Genomic DNA, 21,268 nt, shown 5'->3' with positions numbered 1-21,268 from the left:
CATGAACATCAATACCTCGCCGGATCAGATCGTTCGCAGTTCGGCCCAGGTGACCCCGGGCTACATGTCCGGTTTCGGCAACAGTTTCGAGACCGAGGCGCTGCCGGGGGCGCTGCCGATCGGCCGAAATTCGCCGCAGCGCTGTGCTTACGGCCTCTACGCCGAGCAGCTGTCGGGCTCGCCGTTCACGGCGCCGCGTGGCACCAATGAGCGCTCCTGGCTCTATCGCATCCGTCCCTCGGTGAAGCATTCGGGACGCTTCGAGAAGGTCGATGCCGGTCTGTGGCGCTCGGCGCCGTGCCATGAATACGATCTGCCGATCGCGCAGCTGCGCTGGGACCCCGCGCCGTTGCCGAAGGAGGAGGTGACGTTCCTGCAGGGCGTGCAGACCATGACGACAGCCGGTGACGTGAATACGCAGGCCGGCATGGCCGCGCATGTCTATCTCATCACCAAATCGATGGTGGACCAGCATTTCTACAATGCCGACGGCGAGCTGATGTTCGTGCTCCAGCAGGGTAATCTTCGCCTCGTCACCGAATTCGGCCGCATCGACGCCGAGCCCGGCGAGATCGTCGTGATCCCGCGCGGCGTGAAATTCCGCGTCGAGATTCCTGATGGTCCTGCGCGTGGCTATCTCTGCGAAAACTACGGCGGCGCCTTCACGCTGCCGGAGCGCGGACCGATCGGCGCCAACTGCCTGGCCAACGCGCGCGACTTCCTCACGCCGGTTGCGGATTACGAGGACAAGGATACGCCGAGCGAGCTGTTCGTGAAATGGGGCGGCTCACTGTTCAAGACGACGCTGCCGCATTCGCCGGTCGACGTCGTCGCCTGGCATGGCAATTACGCGCCTTACAAATACGACCTGCGCACATTCTCGCCGGTCGGCGCGATCGGCTTCGACCATCCCGATCCCTCGATCTTCACGGTGCTGACCTCGCCGTCGGAGACGGCGGGCACCGCGAACATCGACTTCGTCATCTTCCCCGAGCGCTGGATGGTCGCCGACAACACCTTCCGCCCGCCCTGGTATCACATGAACATCATGAGCGAGTTCATGGGCCTGATCTACGGTGTCTACGACGCAAAGCCGCAAGGCTTTGTCCCAGGCGGTATCTCGCTCCACAATTGCATGCTGCCCCACGGCCCCGACCGTGACGCCTTCGAGCACGCCAGCAACGGCGAGCTGAAGCCGGTGAAGCTGACGGGCACCATGGCCTTCATGTTCGAGACCCGCTACCCGCAGCGCGTCACCGCGCACGCCGCGAACGCGGCGACGCTGCAGGACGATTATGCAGATTGCTGGAAGGGACTGGAGAAGCGGTTCGATCCGAACAAGCCGTGAGGCTTCTTACCCTCCCTGGAGGGGGAGGGTCGCTCGCGATAGCGAGCGGGGCGGGGTGACGGTCTCTCCACATCCAACGCGGTCCATGTTGAGGGATCACCCCACCCCGTCTCCTATTTCGCGGCGCTCAATATGAGCCGACCTTCCCCCTCCACGGGAGGGTGATACCGTCACCGTTTCCACGGGAAACCCATGCCTCACCCCAACGACCCCAGCCTCCGCTCCTTCATCGAAATCGATCCCGCCTCCGATTTCCCGATCCAGAACCTGCCCTATGGCGTGTTCTCGACCGCGGCCAACCCCACGCCGCGCGTCGGCGTCGCAATCGGCAATTACGTGCTCGATCTCTGGGAGCTCGAGCAGGATTCTCGCCTCGATGTCGGAGCGCTCGGCGTGTTCTCCGGACCTTCGTTGAATGCCTTCATGGCGCTCGGGCCAAAGGTCTGGACCAGGACGCGGGCGCGCATCAGCGAGCTGCTGCGTCACGATCACCCGGAGCTGCGCGACAACGAGGAACTGCGCCGGCAGGCGCTGGTGCCGGTGCGCGATGCAAGGCTGCATCTTCCGTTCGCGGTCTCCGGCTACACCGATTTCTATTCCTCGAAGGAGCACGCCACCAATGTTGGTGTCATGTTCCGCGGCAAGGATAATGCGCTCCAGCCGAACTGGCTGCACATGCCGATCGCGTATAACGGTCGCGCCTCGACCGTCGTCGTCTCCGGCACCAGGGTGAAGCGGCCGCGCGGCCAGCTGAAGCCGCCGAATGCCGATGCGCCGAGTTTCGGCCCATGCAAGCGGCTCGATTTCGAGCTGGAGATGGGCGTTGTGATTGGCCAGCCCTCGGCCATGGGTGGCATGCTGACGGAGAGCCAGGCCGAAGAGATGATCTTCGGCTTCGTGCTGCTCAACGACTGGAGCGCGCGCGACATCCAGCAATGGGAATATGTCCCGCTGGGCCCGTTCCTCGCCAAGGCCTTTGCAACCTCGATCAGCCCGTGGGTAGTGACGCGCGAGGCGCTGGAGCCGTTCCGCCTGAAGGGGCCCGCGCAGGAGCCGGTGCCGCTCGACTATCTCAAGCAGGCCAAGCCACAGAACTACGATCTGGAGCTCGACGTCTCCTTGCGCGCCGCCGGAGCGAATGCGCCCGCCGGCATCAGCCGCACCAACTTCAAATACATGTATTGGTCTTCCGTGCAGCAGCTGATGCACCACGCCTCCTCCGGCTGCGCGATGAATGTCGGCGATCTCCTTGGGAGCGGCACCATCTCAGGTCCGGAGAAGAATCAGCGCGGAAGCTTGCTCGAAATCAGCTGGAACGGCACCGAGCCGGTCGAGCTGCCCGGCGGCGCAAAGCGTTCGTTCCTGGAGGACGGCGACAGCCTCGTCATGCGCGGCTGGTGCCAGGGCAATGGCTACCGTGTCGGGTTCGGTGAAGTCGAGGGGACGATTTTGCCGGCGGAGTAGCCTCCACCATTGCTCCGATCTCCGTCATTGCGAGGAGCGAAGCGACGGAGCAATCCAGACTGTCTCCGCGACGACAGATTGGATTGCCGCAATGACGGCGCGGAGAGAGCCTATCGCTTCTCCGGCGGCACGCTTTTGACCCGCGCGCAATGCGCCGCGACATCGTCGACGCTGTACTTCAAATGCACACGCTTGTCCGACGGCGCCTGCTTGCTCGTGCACACGCCCGGCCGCCATTCCTGCGTCGGCCGGATCGGCCGTGGTGCGAAGCCGCCGCCGCAGTTCGGGCAGACGTTGGAGAGCTTGGTCTCGACGCAATCCGCACAGAACGTGCATTCATAGGAGCAGATCCGCGCGTCAATGGCGTCAGGCGGCAGGTCGCGATCGCAATATTCGCAGTTCGGTCGAAGCTGGAGGGCCATGATTGTATCTCCGGGCGTTGACGGATCATCGCAGATCGCGCGCGCCGCGCGAATGCCGCATTTCCCTCGATTTCAGCCGGGCTTGATTTCCTTCAGCGGCAGCCGTGAGCTTTCCTTCAGCCTGTCCAGCACGATCGAGGAGCGCACATGCGCAACGCTCTGGTGCGGCATCAGGACGTCGTTGACGAGGTTGGAGAGGCCCTTGAGATCGCGCAGCACGGCTTTGAGCACGTAATCGGCGTCACCCGTCAGCGAATAAGCCTCCTGGATCTCGTCGATGCGGTTCACCAGGGCGCGGAAGCGTTTGGAATTGTCCGGCGAGTGGGTCGCAAGGCCGACCTGGATGAAGGCGATCACGCCGAAGCCGAGCGCCTCGCTGGAGAGGTCGGCGTGATAGCCCGAGATCACATTCTCGTCTTCCAGCCGCATCCGCCGCCGCGAGCATTGGGAGGCCGAGAGGCCTGCCAGATCAGCGAGTTCCTGGTTGGTCAGGCGGCCATCGTCCTGGAGCGCGCCCAGGATCTTGAGGTCGAACGCATCCACGGAAATCATGCGCTGTTTGTCCATTATATGCACGGATCGTGCATAAGATAACGAAATTGCGCCCCGTTTGCACGCTCATTGCGCGTCATGTGAAGGATAGTTCTTTCCAGCAGCAATTTGGGAGAGCGCCATGGGTCCGTTTCCGCACGATGCACCGCCGGCCACTGTTACCGCCGACAATCCGATGGGCACCGACGGATTCGAGTTCGTCGAATACGCGCACCCGAATCCGCAAGAGCTGCACGATCTGTTCAAGCTGATGGGCTACACGCCCGTCGCGCGTCACAAGACCAAGACAATCACTGTTTATCGCCAGGGCGACATCAACTATCTCGTCAACGAGCAGCCCGGAACCCATGGTACCGACTTCGTTGCCGCGCACGGCCCCTGCGCTCCATCGATGGCGTTTCGCGTCGTCGATGCGAAGGCAGCGTATGACCGCGCGATTGCGCTCGGCGCAGAGCCGGCAGAAGCGTCATCCGGGCAGAAGACGCTCGATGTGCCCGCCATCAAGGGCATCGGCGGCAGCCTGCTCTATTTGGTCGATCGCTACGGCGGCAAGGGCTCGGCCTATGATTGCGAGTTTGAGTGGCTGGGTGCGCGCGATCCGCGCCCGGCTGGAGCCGGCCTGTTCTATCTCGACCATCTCACGCACAACGTCCATCGCGGCCGGATGGATGTCTGGACCGGCTTCTACGAGAAGCTGTTCAACTTCCGTCAAATCCGATTCTTCGACATCGAGGGCCGTGCGTCGGGCCTGTTCTCCCGCGCGCTGACCAGCCCGGACGGCAAGATACGGATTCCGATCAACGAGGACGCCGGTGATTCCGGCCAGATCGAGGAATATCTGACGACCTATCGCGGCGAAGGCATTCAGCACATCGCCTGCGGTTGCCGGGACATCCATCGCACCATCGAAAGTCTGCGCGAAGCCGGCCTGCCGTTCATGCCGTCACCGCCTGACACCTATTTCGAGAAGGTCGATACGCGCCTGCCCAATCACGGTGAGGACGTTGCGCGTCTCCGGAAGAACGGCATTCTGATCGATGGCGAGGGCGTGGTCGACGGTGGCCAGACCAAGGTGCTGCTGCAGATCTTCTCCGCGAACGCGATAGGGCCGATCTTCTTCGAGTTCATCCAGCGCAAGGGTGACGACGGCTTTGGCGAGGGCAATTTCAAGGCCCTGTTCGAGTCGATCGAGGAAGATCAGATCCGGCGCGGGGTGCTGAAGGTGGACACGGCGGCGTAGCGTCGTCGCCCGTCAGGCACACTGTCGCGTCAAAACAGGTGTCGTTCCGGCCTTCGCCGGGACGGCCGCTTATTTCAGCTCGACGAACTCGCCACGGCTGCGCCGGCTACGGCATCCCGTGTCCGTTCGTCTCCGTCAGGCACCCGTATCGCGATCGTGGCGAGGATGCTGATGGCGCCCATGGCGACGACGTACCAGACCCATGACAGCTTGTCGCCCGTCGCTCCGATGATCCAGGTGAACATGAGCTGTGCCGTGCCGCCAAAGATGGTGACGCCGAGCGCGTAGGCGATCGACAGTCCGCTGGTGCGGACGATCGCGGGGAAGATCAAGGGAATGAGGATGATGCCGGCGCCGCCCGACATGGCATGGAACGCCATCAGCACGGCGGCGGTGACGACGTAGACGATTGGCGAGCCCGAGGAGACCACCAGCAGCAACGCGGGATAGAACAGCAACGTCACGATGATGCGTGGGACCACGGCGATCGTCTTCAGGCCGTATTTGTCCGCCAGCGCCCCGCCGAGCAGCGCGAAGATCGTGCCGCTGACGAAGGTCGCGAAGTTGGCCGTCATCGCCCAGCCCTGGCTGTAATGCAGCGTGTTGATCGCGTAGGTCGCGGTGTAGAGGAAAAAGTACTGGCCGATGGTCGCGCCCGAGATCAGCAAGATGCAGAGCACGATCTTGCCCCAGTGGTTGGCCAGGATATCGGAGAGCACGCCGCCGACGCTGCCATGGGCCTCTTCGGCATCCAGCGTTTCGTCGAGATTCCTGCGGATGAAGTAGCCGACCGGCGCGATCAGGATCCCGAGCAGGAAGGGAACACGCCAGCCCCAGCTGTCATTGGCGCCGGGCGTGATCAGAAAGGCAAGGCCGAGGCCGACGAGTGCGGAGAACAGGCCGCCCAGGTTCTGGCTGGCAAGCTGCCAGCTACCGAAGAAGCCCTTGCGATGCGCAGGCGCGCTTTCCAGCAGATAGGTCGTGGCCGGTCCCATCTCGCCGCCGGTCGAAAAACCTTGCAGCAGCCGCGCGAGCACCAACAGTACGGGTGCGAGCAAGCCGATCTGGTCGTATGTCGGCAGCAGGCCGATCATGCCGGTGCCCAGCGCCATCAGCCAGATGGTCAGCGTCATCGCCGGCTTGCGGCCGTAGCGATCGGCATAGGCGCCGATCAGGATGCCGCCGAGCGGCCGCGCCACGAAGCCGACGCCAAAGGTCGCGACCGTGAGCAGCAGACTCGTATTCGGATTGTCAGCCGGAAAGAAGGCCTTGGCGAGAAAAACGGCGAAGGCGGCGTAGACAGTGAAATCGTAGAACTCGAGCGCGTTGCCGAGAATGGCCGCGCCGACGCGCATGGTTTGAGAGGGACGCGGGCTGTCAGTCTTGTTCACGGGGAAGCACCTTGTGTCACTTGTAGGAATGCGACGTGGCGCGAAAAGGGTGCCTGCTTGCAACCCTCAGGCGCGCCCTAGCGGCCCGCGTTCCAAGCAGCCGTCACCGCGGAGATCTCGGCGCCCTCCGGCTCGCGGACCGTGGACTGTGTGCGCGAGAAGCGCGGCGCGGGCGCAGGCTGCTTCACGCCATGGCGCTCGATGAAGACATTGCGGGCGACCATGTGCGGGTGCTTGGTCGCTTCGGACATGGTCAGAACAGGCGCGAAGCAGATGTCGGTGCCTTCCATGATCCTGCACCAAGCCTCGCGCGTCTTGCTCTTGAACACGGCCCTCAGCTTTTCCTTCAGCGCAGGCCAGGCCTTGGGATCCATCTGTGCGTCGAAATCGGCATCGGTCAGTCCCGCGTGCTCTCGCAGCAGCGCGTAGAACTGCGGCTCGATCGAGCCGATCGAAACGAAATGGCCGCAGGCGCATTCATAGACGCCGTAGAAGTGTGCACCGCCGTCCAGAAAATTCCGGTTGCGGCCTTCGGTCCAGCGGCCGAGCGTCTTCATGTCGAAGAAGAACGACATCAACGATGCCGCGCCGTCGCACATTGCGGCATCGACGACCTGGCCCTTACCGGACCTGGATGCCTCCAGCAGCGCGGCGAGCACGCCGACGACGAGGTAGAGTGCGCCGCCTCCGAAGTCGCCGACCAGGTTGAGCGGCGGCACCGGCGCTTCCTCGGTGCCGATCGCGGCGAGCGCGCCGGTGATGGAGATGTAGTTGATGTCGTGGCCGGCGGCATTCGCGAGAGGCCCTTCCTGGCCCCAGCCGGTCATGCGGCCGTAAACGAGTCTTGGATTGCGTGCGAGCACGACGTCAGGGCCGAGGCCGAGCCGCTCCATCACGCCGGGGCGAAAGCCTTCGACCAGCGCGTCGGCGCCGGCGAGCAGGTCGAGCACCTGTGCGATCGCCGCCTTGTCCTTGAGATCGAGTTCGATCAACTTGCGACCGCGCCCCGCGACCGACTTCATGCTCTTCTTTGCGCCGACGCGGTCCAGCGTGACCACATCGGCACCCATGTCGGCCAGCATCATGCAGGCGAACGGGCCGGGTCCGATGCCTGCGAATTCGACGATTCGAAAGCCGGCGAGCGGACCGGACGTGCCAACGGATGCGTTTTGGGCGGGTTTATCGAGCACGTGTTGCTTCCTCGGGTAGGGGCGATGCCGGTGGTTCAGCAGGCGCGTTCCGACATGCCTCTCTGGGCGAGTTAATCGGCTGATTAACTCTTCTCGCCTTCATGCCGGCGAGGCAAGCGCTTTTCATGCATGGGCCCATCAAAAAAGCGGCGCGCATTGCTGCACGCCGCGGAAGATTTGTGTTGAGGCGCTAGGACGAGATTTCAGCCTGCAGCGGTCACCGCGCGCTGCGCCATCACCTTGACGAGGTTGGCGCGGTACTCCGCCGTGCCGTGGATGTCCGCCAGCAACCCGCTTGCGGGAATGCTGACGTTGTCCAGCGCCGCCGGCGACCAGTTCGTCTTCAGCGCGGCTTCGATCGGGGGTACCCGCATGACACCGCTCTGCGAGGCGCCGGTCGCCGCGACGCGGACCTCACCCGATTTCGTCTGCGCAACGAACACGCCGGTCAGCGCGAAACGCGAGGCGGGATGCCGCATCTTCTCGTAACCTGCTTTTGCAGGCACCGGAAACGAGACGGCAGTGATGATCTCGCCATCTTCGAGCGCCGTGGTGAACAGGCCCTTGAAGAAATCTTCCGCCGAGATCGACCGCTTGTTGGTCTGCACGGTCGCGGCAAGCGCGAGCAGCGCTGCCGGGAAGTCGGCGGCCGGATCGTTGTTGGCGATCGAGCCGCCGATCGTGCCGCGGTAACGCACGGCGGGGTCGCCCAGCACCGAGGTGAGATAGGCGATTGCCGGAATCGCTTTTTTCACATCGGCATTCGTAATGATGTCGTAATAGGTCGTGGCGGCCTTGATGGTCAGCAAGTCGCCCGACAACTCGACACCCTGCAGCTCCTTGATCTTGCCGAGATCGATGACGTCGGAGGGACTGGCGAGCCGCTGCTTCATCACCGGCAGCAGCGTCTGGCCGCCGGCAAGGAATTTCGCCTCGCTGCTCTTGCCGAACAGGCTGGCGGCTTCGTCGACCGAGGATGCGCGATGATAGATGGTCGGATACATCTTCGTTCCTCCTCTCAAGCCGCGTGGATCGTGCGCCACACCCGGTCAGGGGTTGCGGGCATTTCCAGGTTGTTCTTGCCGATCGCATCCGTGATCGCGTTGATCACGGCGGCGGAGGCGCCGATCGCGCCGGCCTCACCGCAGCCTTTGATGCCCAGGGGATTGCCCGGGCAGAGCGTCGTGGTGTGGGAGAGATTGAACGAGGGCAGATCGTCGGCGCGCGGCATGGAATAATCCATGAACGAGGCCGTGACAGGCTGGCCGTTGGCATCGTAGATCGCGTGCTCGAGCAATGCCTGCCCGATGCCCTGGGCAAGGCCGCCATGGACCTGACCTTCGACGATCATCGGGTTGATCAGCCGGCCGAAATCGTCGGCCGCCACGAAGTTGACGAAGGAGGTCTTGCCGGTTCCGGGATCGACCTCGAGCTCGCAGATGTAAGCACCGGCCGGGAAGGTGAAGTTGGAAGGGTCGTAGAAAGCGCTCTCCTTCAGGCCCGGCTCCATCCCGTCAGGCAGATTGTGCGCGGTGTAGGCCGCGAGCGCGACCATCGGCAGCGCGATCGCCTTGTCGGTCCCTGTCACCTTGAACTCGCCGTTCTCGATGACAATGTCGGCCTCGGAGGCTTCGAGCGCATGGGCTGCGATCTTCTTGGCCTTGGATTCCATCTTCTCCATGGCTTTCAGGATCGCGGTGAGACCAACGGCCGCGGAGCGCGAGCCGTAGGTGCCCATGCCGAACTGCACCTTGTCGGTGTCGCCGTGGACGATCGAGACCTGGCTGATGGGAACGCCGAGGCGATCCGCGACGAGCTGGCAGAACGTCGTCTCGTGTCCCTGGCCGTGGCTGTGCGAGCCCGTGAGGATCTCGATGGTGCCGACCGGATTGACGCGCACCTCCGCGGATTCCCACAGACCGACGCCGGCACCGAGGCTGCCGACCGCCTTCGACGGCGCGATGCCGCAGGCTTCGATGTAGCAGGACACGCCGATGCCGCGCAGCTTGCCGTCGGCTTTCGCCTTGGCCTTGCGTGCGGGGAAGCCGGCATAGTCGATCGCCTTCATCGCGGCATCGAGCGAGGCGTTGAAGTCGCCGGCGTCATAGGCCATGATCACGGGCGTCTGATGCGGGAACTGGGTGATGAAGTTGGTCCGGCGCAGCGCGGCCGGATCGACGTTCAACTGCCGAGCCGCCGTCTCCATCAGACGTTCGATCAGATAGCTCGCCTCGGGACGGCCCGCGCCGCGATAGGCATCGACCGGCGTGGTGTTGGTGTAGACGCCGATCACCTCGGCATGGATCGCCGGGATGTTGTACTGGCCCGACAGCAGCGTCGCGTAGAGATAGGTCGGCACCGACGACGAGAACAGCGACATGTAGGCGCCGAAATTCGCGTAGGTCTTCACCTTGAGGCCGGTGATCTTGTTGTTGGCGTCGAACGCCATCTCGGCGTGGGTGACGTGGTCGCGGCCATGCGCGTCGGTGAGGAAGGCCTCGGTGCGGTCGCCGGTCCATTTCACGGGACGGCCGACCTTCTTGGAGGCCCACAGCGCTACCATCTCTTCCGGGTAGATGAAGATTTTCGAACCGAAGCCGCCGCCGACATCGGGGGCGATCACGCGCAGCTTGTGCTCGGGGGCGATGTTGTAGAACGCCGACAGCACGAGGCGGGCGACGTGTGGGTTTTGCGAGGTCGTATAGAGCGTGAAGTGCTCCTCCGCCGCATCGTAATCGGCGATCGCCGCGCGCGGCTCCATCGCGTTGGGCGCGAGGCGGTTGTTGGTGACGTCGAGCTTGACGACATTGGCGGCCTTGGCGAAGGCGGCATCGGTCGCGCCCTCGTCACCGATCACCCAGTCATAGACCTGGTTGCCGGGGGCCTCGGGGTGAAGCTGCGGTGCGCCCGACTTGATCGCAGCGCGAACGTCGGCGACGGCCGGGAGCTCTTCGTAATCGACGGTGACGGCTTCAGCCGCGTCGCGTGCGAGATTCTTGCTGTCGGCAATCACGACGGCAACGGCCTGACCGACGAAGCGCACCGTCTCCGGCGCCATCGCCGGCCATGCGCCCATCTTCATGGGGCTGCCGTCCTTGGAGGTGATGGCCCAGCCGCAGATGAGATTGCCGACCTTGTCGTCGACGAGTTCTTTTCCGGTGAGCACTGCGACCACGCCCGGCATCTTCAGCGCCGCGGACGAATCGATCTTCTTGACCTTGGCGTGCGCGTGCGGGCTGCGGATGAAATGGGCATGGGTCATGCCCAGCAACTTGATGTCGTCAACGTACCGGCCCTTGCCGGTAATGAAACGCTTGTCTTCCTTGCGCACGACTCGCGCGCCGATGCCTTCAACACCCATGTCTGGTCCTCCCGACCGGAATTGTTTCGACCGCGCTTTCCCTCGAAAGCGGCAGCGGTAGTTCCTTTTTCGAGGCGAGCCGCTTTACTCGGCCGCCTGCGAGACCTTCATGCGTCCGGCTGCGTCGAGCACGGCTTTGACGATGTTGTGATAGCCGGTGCAGCGGCAGATGTTGCCTTCGAGCTCGTGACGGACCGTGGTCTCGTCGAGCTGGCCGCCATGGCGGTGCACGATGTCGATCGCCGACATGATCATGCCCGGGGTGCAATAGCCGCACTGAAGGCCGTGATTGTCGCGGAAGGCCGCCTGCATCGGATGCAGCTCGTCCCCCTTGGCGATGCCTTCGATCGTGGTGACGCTGGCACCATCAGCCTGGCCGGCCAGCATGGTGCAGGATTTCACGGCCCTGCCGTCGATGTGGACGACGCAGGCCCCGCACTGGCTGGTGTCGCAGCCGACATGGGTCCCGGTGAGGTTGAGGTGGTCGCGCAAGAGATGGACCAGCAGCGTGCGGTCCTCGACGTCGACAGCGACGGCCTTGCCGTTCACCGTCAGTTTGACTGTAGACACGGTTGTGATCCTCCCGGGATGATTTTGATTGTTTCTAATTAGAGACAGCGACCCGGAACTTTGCAACTAAGATTTTGGTCGCGCCGGTCATGGAAAAGTCATTGGTCCGGACGAAGGCGCAATAACTTGCCCGGAAAAGGCGGAGCTGGCGACAAGATGGCTGGGATGCCAGCCGTCATTCCCGTCCGTCGCTCGTTCTCCGACGTCACCTGGAATTGCACGGGCGTGACGAATTTACCGCCTTTTATCGATTGTGCCCTAGTTTTGCGCATCCAGGTCCGGGGGCGGGGCGCCTCCGGATCGCGGTTGAAGGCAATAATGGGGGTAGGAATGTCCGGGCGTACCGCGTCGCCGTCTAAGCGCAGCATATTTCCGACCCTCCGGTTCCGCGCCAAGATCATGCTCGGCTTTGCCGCGGTGCTGGTGATCTCCGCCGGGAGCATGGCGTTTGCCTATTTCGGCTTCGAGCGGGTCTCCTCCGGTGTCGGCTCCTACCGCAGCAGCGTCTCGGAGGCCGACCTCGCCCGCAACATCGACCGCGAGCTGCTCGCCTACCGCTCAGCCGCCAAATTTTTCGTCGTCACCGGCAAGGAAGACGACGCCAAGGCGGCGCTGGAGGCGCAGGCGGGCCTGAAAAACGCGATCGACCAGGCCGTCAAGAGCGCCAAGGCCCCGGCGCGGCAGGACAGCCTCGACAAGCTCGCCAAGGAGTTCTCGAATTTCTCCGCCACCTTCGCCAAGGTCCTCCAGGCCAAGCGTGACAGCACGCTGCTGGTGCAGAACCAACTCACGCGGCAGGCCAATCTGCTGAAATACAAGCTCGACGACATCGGCAACAACGCCTCCGATTCCGAGGCGCAGGCCATCGAGTTCGGCACCAAGCAGGTCAACGCCCAGTTCCAGACCGCGAGCGCGGCGGCGACCAATTTCGTGCTGACGTCCGACCAGTCGATCGCGAGCAGTGCCCTGGCGCGGCTGAAATTCGTCGATAACTCGCTTGGGGCGGTCTATTCCATGGACGACAAGATCGTCTCCGGCCTGAAAGACGCCAAGACCATCCTCGCCGCCTACCGTGAAGCGCTGGAGAAGCTCATCGCCAACGCCAAGCTGGTCGACGATCTCGTCACCGAGATGAGCGGCTCGGCGGGCGCCATCCTTCAAGGCGCCACTGCCATGAAGGCGGATCTGGTGGCCGAACAGCAGCGGCTGGATTCGGAATCGGCAGCGACCATCGGCAAGACCGAGGAACTGGTCCTGATGCTCGCCGTTGGCGGCACGCTGCTCGGCGCGGTGTTGGCCTTCCTGCTCGGCACCGGCATCTCGCGGCCGATGATCGCAATGTGCAAGGCGATGCGCGAGCTTGCCTCGGGCAATTTCGACGTCGTGCTGCCTGGGCTCGGCCGCAAGGACGAGATCGGCGAGATGGCCGGTGCAGTCGAGGAGTTCAAGGTTCAGGCGGTGGCCAAGGCCGAGCGCGATGCCGCTGCCAGCGAAGCCCAGAACAAGGAGGCGAGCGCTGCTCGCCGCTCCGAGCTGATCCGCTTCGCCGACGACTTCGAGACCGCGGTCGGCGCTATCGTGTCGAACGTCTCGGCATCCGCCGTACAGCTTGAAGCGTCAGCGTCGACGCTGACCCGCACCGCCGAGACCACGCAGACCCTGTCGAGCCAGGTCGCCGGCGTATCCGAGCAGGCCTCGAACAACATGCAGTCGGTGGCGACGGCGACCGAGGAATTGTCGGCGTCGGTCGAGGAGATCGGCCGTCAGGTCCGCGATTCCAGCCGTATTGCCGAGGCCGCCGTGGTACAAGCCAGGGAAACCGACGGCCGCATCGGCAAACTGTCGCATGCCGCCCAGCAGATCGGCGAAGTCGTCAAGCTGATCACGGCGATCGCCGAGCAGACCAATCTTCTCGCCCTGAATGCCACCATTGAAGCGGCCCGCGCCGGTGAAGCCGGCCGCGGCTTCGCGGTGGTTGCCAGTGAAGTCAAGTCCTTGGCGAGCCAAACGGCAAAAGCTACGGACGAGATCTCCTCGCACATCACGGGCATGCAAGGCGCGACTGCCGAATCGGTCGCTGCAATCAAGGAGATCGGCACGACCATCGGCAAGATTTCGTCGATCTCGACCTCGATTGCGAGCGCGGTCGAGCAACAGGGCGCGGCGACGCAGGAGATCGCCCGCAGCGTCCAGAACGTCGCCCAGGGCACCCAGACCGCCGCGACCGACATCGGCCAGGTCAATCGTGGCGCCGCCGAAACCGGTTCGGCCTCGGAAGAGGTGCTGCACTCGGCCAGGACGCTGTCGTCCGAAAGCACCCGCCTCCGCGCCGAGCTCGATCGCTTCATGGCGAACATCCGCGCGGCGTAGCCTCACGCCCGCCCAAACGCCCGCTTTAACTCCAGCTTCGCCTTCTCCAACCGCTCGCGCTGCGTCTTCGGCAACGTCTTGCCCGCGCGGTTGATATAGAACGTCAGCATCGATAGCGCGGAGCGATAGGCGCCCGTCTTGCGGCGCGAACTATGCTCGGCCGAGCGCTTCAATGAGATCGCGATCTTCCTTGGGCTCGTAAGTGTGAACACGCCGCGCTCGAGGTCGAGCGCATCGCTTTCCTTTGTCACACGCTGTGACCAGCGTTTTGGCGCCGCGCGCTTTGCGACTTTGCGTGCGGTGCTGTGCCTCGCGCTGGTCTTCTTGCGCGTCGCGGATTTGCGCGAATGTGTCGTCTTTCTGACTCGAGCCATGCGCCCATTCCTTCCGGCTCAAGCGGAAACGATCGGTATTGGGCACGGTTCCCGAGGGAACCGGCAGATGCCGCAGACGTTGTCGCAGGTGGCAGGCGGAATGCCGGATACCACGACCCCAGCAACGCGATGGAATTGCAGCAGAGCCCAGCGCTGAAGAATGGACCTGCGATCCCGGCGGTGGTCGCGGCCGATCGCATCGTCGAGACCAGCATTCCCGCCCGGCTCGATGCGCTGCCCTGGAGCGGCTTTCATACCCGCGTGGTGCTGGCGCTCGGCATCACCTGGATCCTCGACGGGCTCGAGGTGACGCTGGCCGGTGCGCTCTCGGGCGCTCTGAAGCAGAGCCCGACGCTGCACTTCTCCAACCTCGATCTCGGCATCGCCAATTCGGCCTATCTTGCCGGTGCCGTGCTCGGCGCGCTCGGCTTCGGCTGGCTGACCGATCGCATCGGCCGAAAAAAATTGTTCTTCATCACGCTCGCACTTTATCTCTCCGCGACGGCCGCAACCGCGCTGTCGTGGGATATCGCAAGCTACGCGCTGTTCCGTTTCCTCACCGGCGCCGGCATTGGCGGTGAGTACACGGCGATCAACTCGACGATCCAGGAGCTGGTGCCTGCGCGCTATCGCGGCTGGACAGATCTGGTCATCAACGGCAGCTTCTGGATCGGCGCGGCGATGGGCGCCGTCGCAGCCATCGTGCTCCTCGACCCGGCTGTGATCAGCCCGGATCTCGGCTGGCGCCTCGCTTATCTCATCGGCGCGACCATCGGCCTCGTCGTGCTGTTGATGCGGATGTGGATCCCGGAAAGCCCGCGCTGGCTGATGATCCATGGCCGCCCGGACCAGGCCCATGAGATCGTCGACGACATCGAGCGTTCGGTGATCGGACGCGATCAGGAGACGAGCGACCGGTGCTTCCCCAAGATGCGGTTAAAGATGCGCGATCACACCCCGATCAGCGAAGTCGTGCACACGCTGTTTGGCACTTATCGGCAGCGCGCGCTCGTCGGCCTCGCGCTGATGGTCGCCCAGGCTTTTTTTTACAATGCGATCTTCTTCACCTTTGCGCTGGTGTTGACGGATTTTTATGACATCAGCGCCGATCACGTCGGCTGGTACCTGCTGCCGTTTGCCGCGGGAAATTTCCTCGGTCCGCTGCTGCTCGGCCGTTTGTTCGATACGCTCGGCCGGCGCGCCATGATCATGTTCACCTATGGCGTCTCGGGCCTGCTGCTGGCACTGTCCGGCTATCTGTTCTCGATCGGCGCATTGAGTGCGCAGGGGCAGACCATCGCCTGGATGGTGATCTTCTTCTTTGCCTCGCCCGCCGCGAGTGCGGCCTATCTCACCGTCAGTGAGACGTTCCCGCTCGAAGTGCGCGCGCTGGCGATCGCGGTGTTCTATGCGGTCGGCACCGGCATCGGGGGCGTCGTTGGTCCCGCGCTGTTCGGCGCGCTGATCGATACGGGGTCACGCAACAGCGTGTTCGCCGGTTATCTGCTGGGGGCATTCCTGATGATCGCGGCTGCGATCGTGGCGTGGCGCTACGCCATCTCCGCGGAACGGAAATCGCTCGAACAAATCGCGCGGCCGCTCGCTTCTATGGAGTAGTCTATGAAATCGGAACTCGCTGAACTGGAACAGAACCGCGCCATGCCGGATGAAGAAGCGCCCCACGCCGTGCCGGTGCCTCATGCACTCGTCCCGCATCTCAACGAAACCGCGATCCTCCTCGATATCGACGGGACGCTGCTCGATCTGATGCCGACGCCGCGCGAGGTGTGGGTGCCGCCGGGCCTGTCGGAGACGCTGAACCGGCTAGCGGAGCGCACCTCGGGCGCGCTGGCGATGGTCAGCGGGCGTTCGCTCAACGACATCGACCTGATCTTCGCGCCCGACGTCTTTCGCGCCGTTGCCGGTCACGGTGCGGAGATGCGCCTGTCGGTCGGCAACGAAGCCGACGACGTGCACGCGCCGCCGATGGACAAGGAGCTGAAGCGCCGGCTGGCGGCGATCGCAAAGCTCAGCCCCGGCATTCTGCTCGAGGACAAGGGCTATTCGCTCGCGCTGCATTACCGCCTCGCGCCCCACGCCGAAAAGGCGATCTACGAAGCCGTCTCGCTGATCCGGGCGGATCTGCCCAATGCGCCGATCGAAATATTGCCCGGCAAGTTCGTTTGCGAGATCAAGCATTCCGGTTTCACCAAGGCGACTGGCGTGCGCGAGCTGATGAAGCATGAGCCATTCAGGGGGCGCCGTCCGATCTTCATTGGCGACGACGTCACGGATGAAACCGTATTCGCCATCATGCCGGACATGAACGGTCTTTCTTTCTCCGTGGGTCGGCGCGCCGTCGGAGTCAACGGTCACTTCGATGCGCCGAACGATGTGCGCGCGTTCCTTGCGCGCCTGCTCGACGATACAAGGCTGCAATAAGGCAGCATCACCGCGCAGCCACATTGTCTCGCGGGGCAGTTCCTTGCGTGCACCATTCATGCTGCGCGAAATCTGTCTTTCTCGAATGAAATCGCCGGGTTCCCTCAAGAAAACTGGTTCCAACGCACGCGCCTGACTTTGGTTTCATTTCGTAGAAATGATGACCGGAACCATATTGATGAACGGCAGTTAAACGGGTGGAATGAACAGGAGGGGACGACCTGTGAACTTGGTTGTCGTTTCAAATCGAGTTGCCCGCGGTAAGCCTAACGAGCCGATGACGGGTGGCCTCGCTGCCGCATTGCTTCCCGTCGTGGAGCATTCGGGGGCCATCTGGGTGGGTTCCTCCGGTCGCGTGCGCGACGGCCATCAGAAGGAACCGTTCGCCGAGATCGAAGCGCTGGGTTCCGGCGCGATTGCCACGCTGGATCTGCCGTCGGCACATTACGGCGGCTATTACGAAGGGTTCGCAAACTCGGCGCTGTGGCCGGCATTGCATTCGCGCAGCGATTTGATCCGCGTCTCGCGCGACGACTATGTCAGCTATCGCGAGGTCAACGCGTTCATGGCGCGTGCCCTGATGCGCTTCCGAAAAGCCCGGACTGCGTTTTGGGTGCAGGATTATCATTTCCTCGCGCTCGGCGCGGAGCTGCGCGATCTCGGCGTCGATGACCCGATCGGCTTCTTCCTGCACACGCCCTGGCCGGTTACTGCGGTGATGCAGGGCGTGCCCAATCATCGCGAGCTGATTACGGCGATGCTGGCTTACGACCTGCTCGGTTTCCAGACCGAAGCAGACTGCGAGAATTTCCTTGCCTACGCCGGCGCTGAACTTGGTCTCGTCGTCGAGGACGGCGTCGTGCTCTCGCAGTACGGCCGCACGCGCTGCGAAGTGTTCCCGATCGGCATCGACGCGGAGAAGTTCGCCGCCTATGCCGCGAAGTCGGCCTCGCATCCCGACGTCTCGCGGCTGCGTCGCAGCCTCAATGGTGAGCGGCTCGCGATCGGCGTCGACCGGCTCGATTATTCCAAGGGTCTAGTCAACCGCATCAGCGCATTCGATCGGCTCTGGACCGACCAGCCGCAGTTCGCGCGAAGCATCTCGCTGCTGCAGATCGCCAACCCGTCGCGCGGCGGCATCGAGGCTTATGGCAATCTTCAGAACGACGTCGCGCGCCTCGTCACCGACGTGAACGGCCGCCATGGCGAGGTTGACTGGACGCCGATCCGCTACCTCAACAAGGGCTTCAGCCAGGCTGTTCTCGCGGGCCTGTATCGCACGGCGCAGATCGGGGTGGTGACGCCGTTGCATGACGGCATGAATCTCGTTGCCAAGGAATATGTCGCCGCGCAGAACCCGGCCGATCCCGGGGTTCTGGTGCTGTCGAAATTCGCCGGAGCGGCCAATGAGCTCGATACCGCGCTGCTGGTCAATCCGCATGACATCGACGGCATGGCCCGTGCGATCGCGATCGCTGCCGCGATGCCGCTCACCGAGCGCAAGATGCGCTGGGACGCGATGATGAAGACGTTACGCGGACACACCATCCAGCAATGGTCGTCGGATTTCGTCGCCGAGCTGGAGAAGTGCCGCACCGGGAAGATCGCTGCTGCGCCGCTCGCCGCACAGCCGCCGCAGGCGTTGCGCTGGCTGAAGTCGGCGATCTCGGGTGTGCGATTGATCTAAGCGCGCCTGCGACCTCTCCTCGTTCTTGCGGGGAGCGGTAAGCCTCAATAGCAATACGACACGCCATCCAGAATCGCGCATTGCCGTTTGTTCGGCGCGTTCGGATCATCCATCGGCACCATGCCTTTGCCCTGTCCGACGAACACGCCTGGCCCGATATGCACGGAGCTCTTGTTGCCGATGATCACGCTCTGGTGCGGCGTGGAGCTGGAGCGGGTCCCGTCTGGCCAGAGCATGGCATCGCCTGAAAGCACCCCGCGCCGCCCGTCATCGCACGTCACGTCGACGCCCTGTCGGATGCAGGCCTGTGCGTTGGCGGACGCTGTAACGGTCGCATCAAGGGTCAAAATCAGGCTCAACCCGGCGATGGTCTTGCGGATGGTCATGGCGTCCCCGGTCCTGTTTGGCGATTTCAAGTGAATCGTCGCACCAAACCCTCCCTCGGTTCAGCCAAAAGATGCTTCCGGGCGGTCGCGTGGCAGCCGAGAATCGTTTGTGAATACAATGAGTTGCAGAAAATTCACCCGATTTCCCCGCGATCCCTTGCAAAATCACCGGCGCCCCTTCAAGAGAGGGGCGCTCCGGAGAGATGGCCGAGTGGCTTAAGGCGCACGCTTGGAAAGCGTGTGTGCGGGAAACCGTACCGTGGGTTCGAATCCCACTCTCTCCGCCATTGGCGCGGTGTCCAGCCCGGAGACATCGGTAACAGGTCGTACCTAAGACATGGCTGACAACCTCGCGCCGAACGGGGGGCAGGGGTTTTGCGCTCCAGGTCGAAGTCATTTCTGGCAGGCCGGCATGGCAGCGCGTTGAGCCCCGGTAGCGCTCGGCAGGGCAGTTGTCACCTATCTCCCGGGTCGCTCAGAGTCGGTACGCCACACCGCAATTCACGCGCTTGGGCAGCCGTGGACGCGCTCATCTAAACGTTGTGGCAGGCCAGTGCTCTCTCGTCATTGCCGGTGGAGCGAAGCTCCGGAACGTCGATCAGGCAGCGGTCGCTGGCCAGGGGACACCGGGCAGCGTAAGCACAGCCGCTTGGCCGCTTGAAGAGGCTTGGTGGTTCGCTGGTTTCGATCGCGCCGAGGATCCGCTTCGATGGATCCGGCAGCGGAATGGCTGCGATGAGCGAGCGTGTGTAAGGATGCAAGGGATGATCCAGGACGGTCCGCGTCCTGCCTCGCTCCACGACGCGACCCATATACATCACGACGACGCGCTCGCTGATCTGTCCGATCACGCCGAGGTCGTGGGAAATGAAGAGCATCGACAGCCGCAGCTGCTCACGCAGGTCCATCATCAGATTCAAGACCTGCGCCTGCACGGATACGTCGAGGGCCGAGACCGGCTCGTCGGCGACGACGATGGACGGCGTAGGCAGGATGGCGCGGGCGATACCGGCCCGCTGACGCTGCCCGCCGCTCAGCTCGTAGGGATAGCGAGCGGCGAAAGACGGGTTCAAACCGACGGCCGCCAACGTCTCGGCGATCATGGCGCTTCGCTCGGCACGATCCCTGAAGATGCCGTTGATGTCTCCGGCCTCGGCCACCGAGTCCCCGATCGTTCGCCGCGGATTGAGCGATGCGTAGGGGTCCTGGAAAACCATCCGGACGTTCAGATGCATCGCGCGCCGGACGGTCCCGCCGGCGCCGCTCGCATCGACGCCCTTGAACCTGATGCTGCCGCTGTTGGCCTGGACCAGCCCGACAATGGCCCTGCCTAGGGTGGTTTTGCCGCAACCGGATTCACCGACGATCCCGAGCACCTCGCCCTCAGCCAACGAGAGCGACACACCGTCGACGGCCTGCACCCGGTATTTCCGGCCGGCGCGCCTGACGGCGAAGGAAACCTTGAGATCCCGCACGTGCAGAATGTCGTCCCCGCTCACGCCGGTTCTCCACCTTTCAACGGGAAGGCGCAGAGCACGTCGTGCCCTTGCGAGACCTGGACGCGGGACGGGGCCATCACGTGGCACTGTTCGCGCGCGGCTGCGCAGCGCGGAGCAAAAACGCAGCCCGCCGTTATCGCGCCGGGCGCCGGCGGCTGACCCGATACGGTTGGCAGGCGACGCGCGCCGGCGTTTCGCGACGGCATGCAGTCCATCAATCCACGCGTATAGTGGTGGCGGGGACTGCCGAAAACCGCATCGACCCCTGCGGTTTCCACGATCCGGCCGGCATACATGACGGCCACGCGGTCCGCGAGTTGCGCAATCACGCCCATGTCGTGGGTGATGAACAAGATCGCCATCTCGAGCCGTCCGCAGAGCTCGCGCAGGAGGCCCAGAATTTGGACCTGAATGGTGACGTCCAAAGCGGTGGTCGGCTCGTCGGCGATGAGAACCTGAGGCCTGCAGGCCAGCGCAATCGCGATCATGACCCGTTGGCGCTGACCGCCGGACAATTGATGCGGGTAGGCGGCCAGCTGCATTCCGGGGTCGGGCATGCGCACCAGTTCGAGAAGCTCGCGCGCCCGGGAGAGCGCCGCGGCAGCGGAGACTTTGTCATGCACCCGCACGGCTTCGACGATCTGATCGCCAATCCGGCGAACCGGGTTCAGCGAGGTCATCGGCTCCTGAAAGATCATGGCCGTGCGACCGTGCCCCGCTTCGACGCGCTGCCAGGGCTGCAATTGGATCACGTCGCGGCCGTCGAGCTCGACCCGCCCGGCGCGAACCCGCGGACCGGGCTGCGGCAGCAAGCCCATGACCGCGAGCGAGGTCATGCTCTTGCCGCAGCCGGACTCGCCGACGAGACCGAGTATCTCGCCCTTGGCCACGTCAAAGGATACACCGGCGACGATGTCGACCGGTTCGGTCGCCGGCCCCGATGACACCGTGAGATCTCGAACCGTCAGCACG

The 21,268-nt window shown here is 63.8% G+C and carries 18 protein-coding genes and 1 tRNA gene; 8 read left to right on the top strand and 11 right to left on the bottom strand.

The window, feature by feature from the left end:
- Nucleotide 1: 1 nt before the first annotated feature.
- Nucleotides 2–1,348: a homogentisate 1,2-dioxygenase gene (hmgA, locus tag ACVW16_RS16500; RefSeq protein ID WP_456736943.1), complete on the top strand. Its 1,347-nt coding sequence runs from the start codon at nucleotides 2–4 to the stop codon at nucleotides 1,346–1,348.
- Between the two features lie 192 nt (nucleotides 1,349–1,540).
- Nucleotides 1,541–2,812: a fumarylacetoacetase gene (fahA, locus tag ACVW16_RS16495; RefSeq protein WP_456736944.1), complete on the top strand. Its 1,272-nt coding sequence runs from the start codon at nucleotides 1,541–1,543 to the stop codon at nucleotides 2,810–2,812.
- A gap of 110 nt (nucleotides 2,813–2,922) precedes the next feature.
- On the opposite strand, the gene ACVW16_RS16490 is transcribed toward fahA, so the two are convergent.
- Entirely contained in the window at nucleotides 2,923–3,234 is a 312-nt protein-coding gene (locus ACVW16_RS16490) for a DUF1272 domain-containing protein (protein ID WP_456700215.1), read from the bottom strand.
- 72 nt (nucleotides 3,235–3,306) lie between these two features.
- Nucleotides 3,307–3,786, bottom strand: a complete 480-nt coding sequence (locus tag ACVW16_RS16485; RefSeq protein WP_456700214.1) for an Lrp/AsnC family transcriptional regulator — start codon at nucleotides 3,784–3,786, stop codon at nucleotides 3,307–3,309.
- A 121-nt stretch (nucleotides 3,787–3,907) separates the two neighbouring features.
- Between ACVW16_RS16485 and hppD the strand changes: the two genes are divergently transcribed.
- Nucleotides 3,908–5,026 (top strand): 4-hydroxyphenylpyruvate dioxygenase, encoded by a 1,119-nt coding sequence (gene hppD / locus ACVW16_RS16480; protein WP_456700213.1) that lies wholly within the window; start codon nucleotides 3,908–3,910, stop codon nucleotides 5,024–5,026.
- A 74-nt stretch (nucleotides 5,027–5,100) separates the two neighbouring features.
- On the opposite strand, the gene ACVW16_RS16475 is transcribed toward hppD, so the two are convergent.
- The 5 genes from ACVW16_RS16475 to ACVW16_RS16455 all read right to left on the bottom strand — a co-directional run bounded on the left by ACVW16_RS16475 (nucleotide 5,101) and on the right by ACVW16_RS16455 (nucleotide 11,538).
- Entirely contained in the window at nucleotides 5,101–6,417 is a 1,317-nt protein-coding gene (locus ACVW16_RS16475) for an MFS transporter (RefSeq protein ID WP_456736945.1), read from the bottom strand.
- Nucleotides 6,418–6,494: 77 nt separating this feature from the next.
- Nucleotides 6,495–7,607: a CaiB/BaiF CoA transferase family protein gene (locus tag ACVW16_RS16470; RefSeq protein WP_456700211.1), complete on the bottom strand. Its 1,113-nt coding sequence runs from the start codon at nucleotides 7,605–7,607 to the stop codon at nucleotides 6,495–6,497.
- A 203-nt stretch (nucleotides 7,608–7,810) separates the two neighbouring features.
- Entirely contained in the window at nucleotides 7,811–8,611 is an 801-nt protein-coding gene (locus tag ACVW16_RS16465; protein ID WP_456802373.1) for an FAD binding domain-containing protein, read from the bottom strand.
- A 14-nt stretch (nucleotides 8,612–8,625) separates the two neighbouring features.
- Nucleotides 8,626–10,968, bottom strand: a complete 2,343-nt coding sequence (locus tag ACVW16_RS16460) for a xanthine dehydrogenase family protein molybdopterin-binding subunit (protein ID WP_456700209.1) — start codon at nucleotides 10,966–10,968, stop codon at nucleotides 8,626–8,628.
- 84 nt (nucleotides 10,969–11,052) lie between these two features.
- Nucleotides 11,053–11,538: a (2Fe-2S)-binding protein gene (locus tag ACVW16_RS16455; RefSeq protein ID WP_092231135.1), complete on the bottom strand. Its 486-nt coding sequence runs from the start codon at nucleotides 11,536–11,538 to the stop codon at nucleotides 11,053–11,055.
- A 330-nt stretch (nucleotides 11,539–11,868) separates the two neighbouring features.
- Here ACVW16_RS16455 and ACVW16_RS16450 point away from each other — a divergent pair, with 330 nt between their 5' ends.
- A complete protein-coding gene (locus tag ACVW16_RS16450; RefSeq protein WP_456736947.1) occupies nucleotides 11,869–13,908 on the top strand; it encodes a methyl-accepting chemotaxis protein in 2,040 nt (679 codons plus the stop codon).
- A 2-nt stretch (nucleotides 13,909–13,910) separates the two neighbouring features.
- Here ACVW16_RS16450 and ACVW16_RS16445 read toward each other — a convergent pair whose 3' ends face one another.
- On the bottom strand, nucleotides 13,911–14,282 hold the full coding sequence (locus ACVW16_RS16445) for a DUF3175 domain-containing protein (protein ID WP_456736949.1): 372 nt from the start codon (nucleotides 14,280–14,282) through the stop codon (nucleotides 13,911–13,913).
- 129 nt (nucleotides 14,283–14,411) lie between these two features.
- Here ACVW16_RS16445 and ACVW16_RS16440 point away from each other — a divergent pair, with 129 nt between their 5' ends.
- The 3 genes from ACVW16_RS16440 (at nucleotide 14,412) to ACVW16_RS16430 (ending at nucleotide 18,411) form a co-directional block, all read left to right on the top strand.
- Nucleotides 14,412–15,899, top strand: coding sequence for an MFS transporter (locus tag ACVW16_RS16440; RefSeq protein WP_456700205.1), 1,488 nt, complete (start codon nucleotides 14,412–14,414; stop codon nucleotides 15,897–15,899).
- Between the two features lie 3 nt (nucleotides 15,900–15,902).
- On the top strand, nucleotides 15,903–16,724 hold the full coding sequence (otsB, locus tag ACVW16_RS16435; protein WP_456736950.1) for a trehalose-phosphatase: 822 nt from the start codon (nucleotides 15,903–15,905) through the stop codon (nucleotides 16,722–16,724).
- A gap of 223 nt (nucleotides 16,725–16,947) precedes the next feature.
- Nucleotides 16,948–18,411 carry a trehalose-6-phosphate synthase gene (locus ACVW16_RS16430; protein ID WP_456700203.1) on the top strand — a complete coding sequence of 488 codons (1,464 nt, stop codon included), beginning with the start codon at nucleotides 16,948–16,950 and terminating at the stop codon, nucleotides 18,409–18,411.
- 44 nt (nucleotides 18,412–18,455) lie between these two features.
- Here ACVW16_RS16430 and ACVW16_RS16425 read toward each other — a convergent pair whose 3' ends face one another.
- A complete protein-coding gene (locus ACVW16_RS16425; RefSeq protein ID WP_456736951.1) occupies nucleotides 18,456–18,797 on the bottom strand; it encodes a hypothetical protein in 342 nt (113 codons plus the stop codon).
- Nucleotides 18,798–18,994: 197 nt separating this feature from the next.
- Between ACVW16_RS16425 and ACVW16_RS16420 the strand changes: the two genes are divergently transcribed.
- Nucleotides 18,995–19,084: transfer RNA gene (locus ACVW16_RS16420), tRNA-Ser, on the top strand.
- A 246-nt stretch (nucleotides 19,085–19,330) separates the two neighbouring features.
- On the opposite strand, the gene ACVW16_RS16415 is transcribed toward ACVW16_RS16420, so the two are convergent.
- Together ACVW16_RS16415 and ACVW16_RS16410 are read right to left on the bottom strand one after the other, a co-directional pair.
- Nucleotides 19,331–20,296 carry an ABC transporter ATP-binding protein gene (locus ACVW16_RS16415; RefSeq protein WP_456802372.1) on the bottom strand — a complete coding sequence of 322 codons (966 nt, stop codon included), beginning with the start codon at nucleotides 20,294–20,296 and terminating at the stop codon, nucleotides 19,331–19,333.
- Nucleotides 20,293–21,267, bottom strand: a complete 975-nt coding sequence (locus ACVW16_RS16410) for an ABC transporter ATP-binding protein (protein ID WP_456700200.1) — start codon at nucleotides 21,265–21,267, stop codon at nucleotides 20,293–20,295. Before ACVW16_RS16410 ends, ACVW16_RS16415 begins: the two co-directional genes overlap by 4 nt.
- Nucleotide 21,268: the final 1 nt, after the last annotated feature.

The organism is Bradyrhizobium sp. USDA 4474 (assembly GCF_054057515.1).
Note: the sequence above shows the minus strand (reverse complement) of the source record. Positions and strands in the feature narration are given on the sequence as shown.

What these genes read in the sequence shown, in the direction of transcription:
- hmgA (WP_456736943.1), top strand. Translation starts at nt 2, where the DNA reads ATGAACATCAATACCTCGCCGGATCAGATCGTTCGCAGTTCGGCCCAG.
- fahA (WP_456736944.1), top strand. Translation starts at nt 1,541, where the DNA reads ATGCCTCACCCCAACGACCCCAGCCTCCGCTCCTTCATCGAAATCGAT.
- ACVW16_RS16490 (WP_456700215.1), bottom strand. Translation starts at nt 3,234, where the DNA reads ATGGCCCTCCAGCTTCGACCGAACTGCGAATATTGCGATCGCGACCTG.
- ACVW16_RS16485 (WP_456700214.1), bottom strand. Translation starts at nt 3,786, where the DNA reads ATGATTTCCGTGGATGCGTTCGACCTCAAGATCCTGGGCGCGCTCCAG.
- hppD (WP_456700213.1), top strand. Translation starts at nt 3,908, where the DNA reads ATGGGTCCGTTTCCGCACGATGCACCGCCGGCCACTGTTACCGCCGAC.
- ACVW16_RS16465 (WP_456802373.1), bottom strand. Translation starts at nt 8,611, where the DNA reads ATGTATCCGACCATCTATCATCGCGCATCCTCGGTCGACGAAGCCGCC.
- ACVW16_RS16460 (WP_456700209.1), bottom strand. Translation starts at nt 10,968, where the DNA reads ATGGGTGTTGAAGGCATCGGCGCGCGAGTCGTGCGCAAGGAAGACAAG.
- ACVW16_RS16450 (WP_456736947.1), top strand. Translation starts at nt 11,869, where the DNA reads ATGTCCGGGCGTACCGCGTCGCCGTCTAAGCGCAGCATATTTCCGACC.
- ACVW16_RS16445 (WP_456736949.1), bottom strand. Translation starts at nt 14,282, where the DNA reads ATGGCTCGAGTCAGAAAGACGACACATTCGCGCAAATCCGCGACGCGC.
- ACVW16_RS16440 (WP_456700205.1), top strand. Translation starts at nt 14,412, where the DNA reads ATGGAATTGCAGCAGAGCCCAGCGCTGAAGAATGGACCTGCGATCCCG.
- otsB (WP_456736950.1), top strand. Translation starts at nt 15,903, where the DNA reads ATGAAATCGGAACTCGCTGAACTGGAACAGAACCGCGCCATGCCGGAT.
- ACVW16_RS16425 (WP_456736951.1), bottom strand. Translation starts at nt 18,797, where the DNA reads ATGACCATCCGCAAGACCATCGCCGGGTTGAGCCTGATTTTGACCCTT.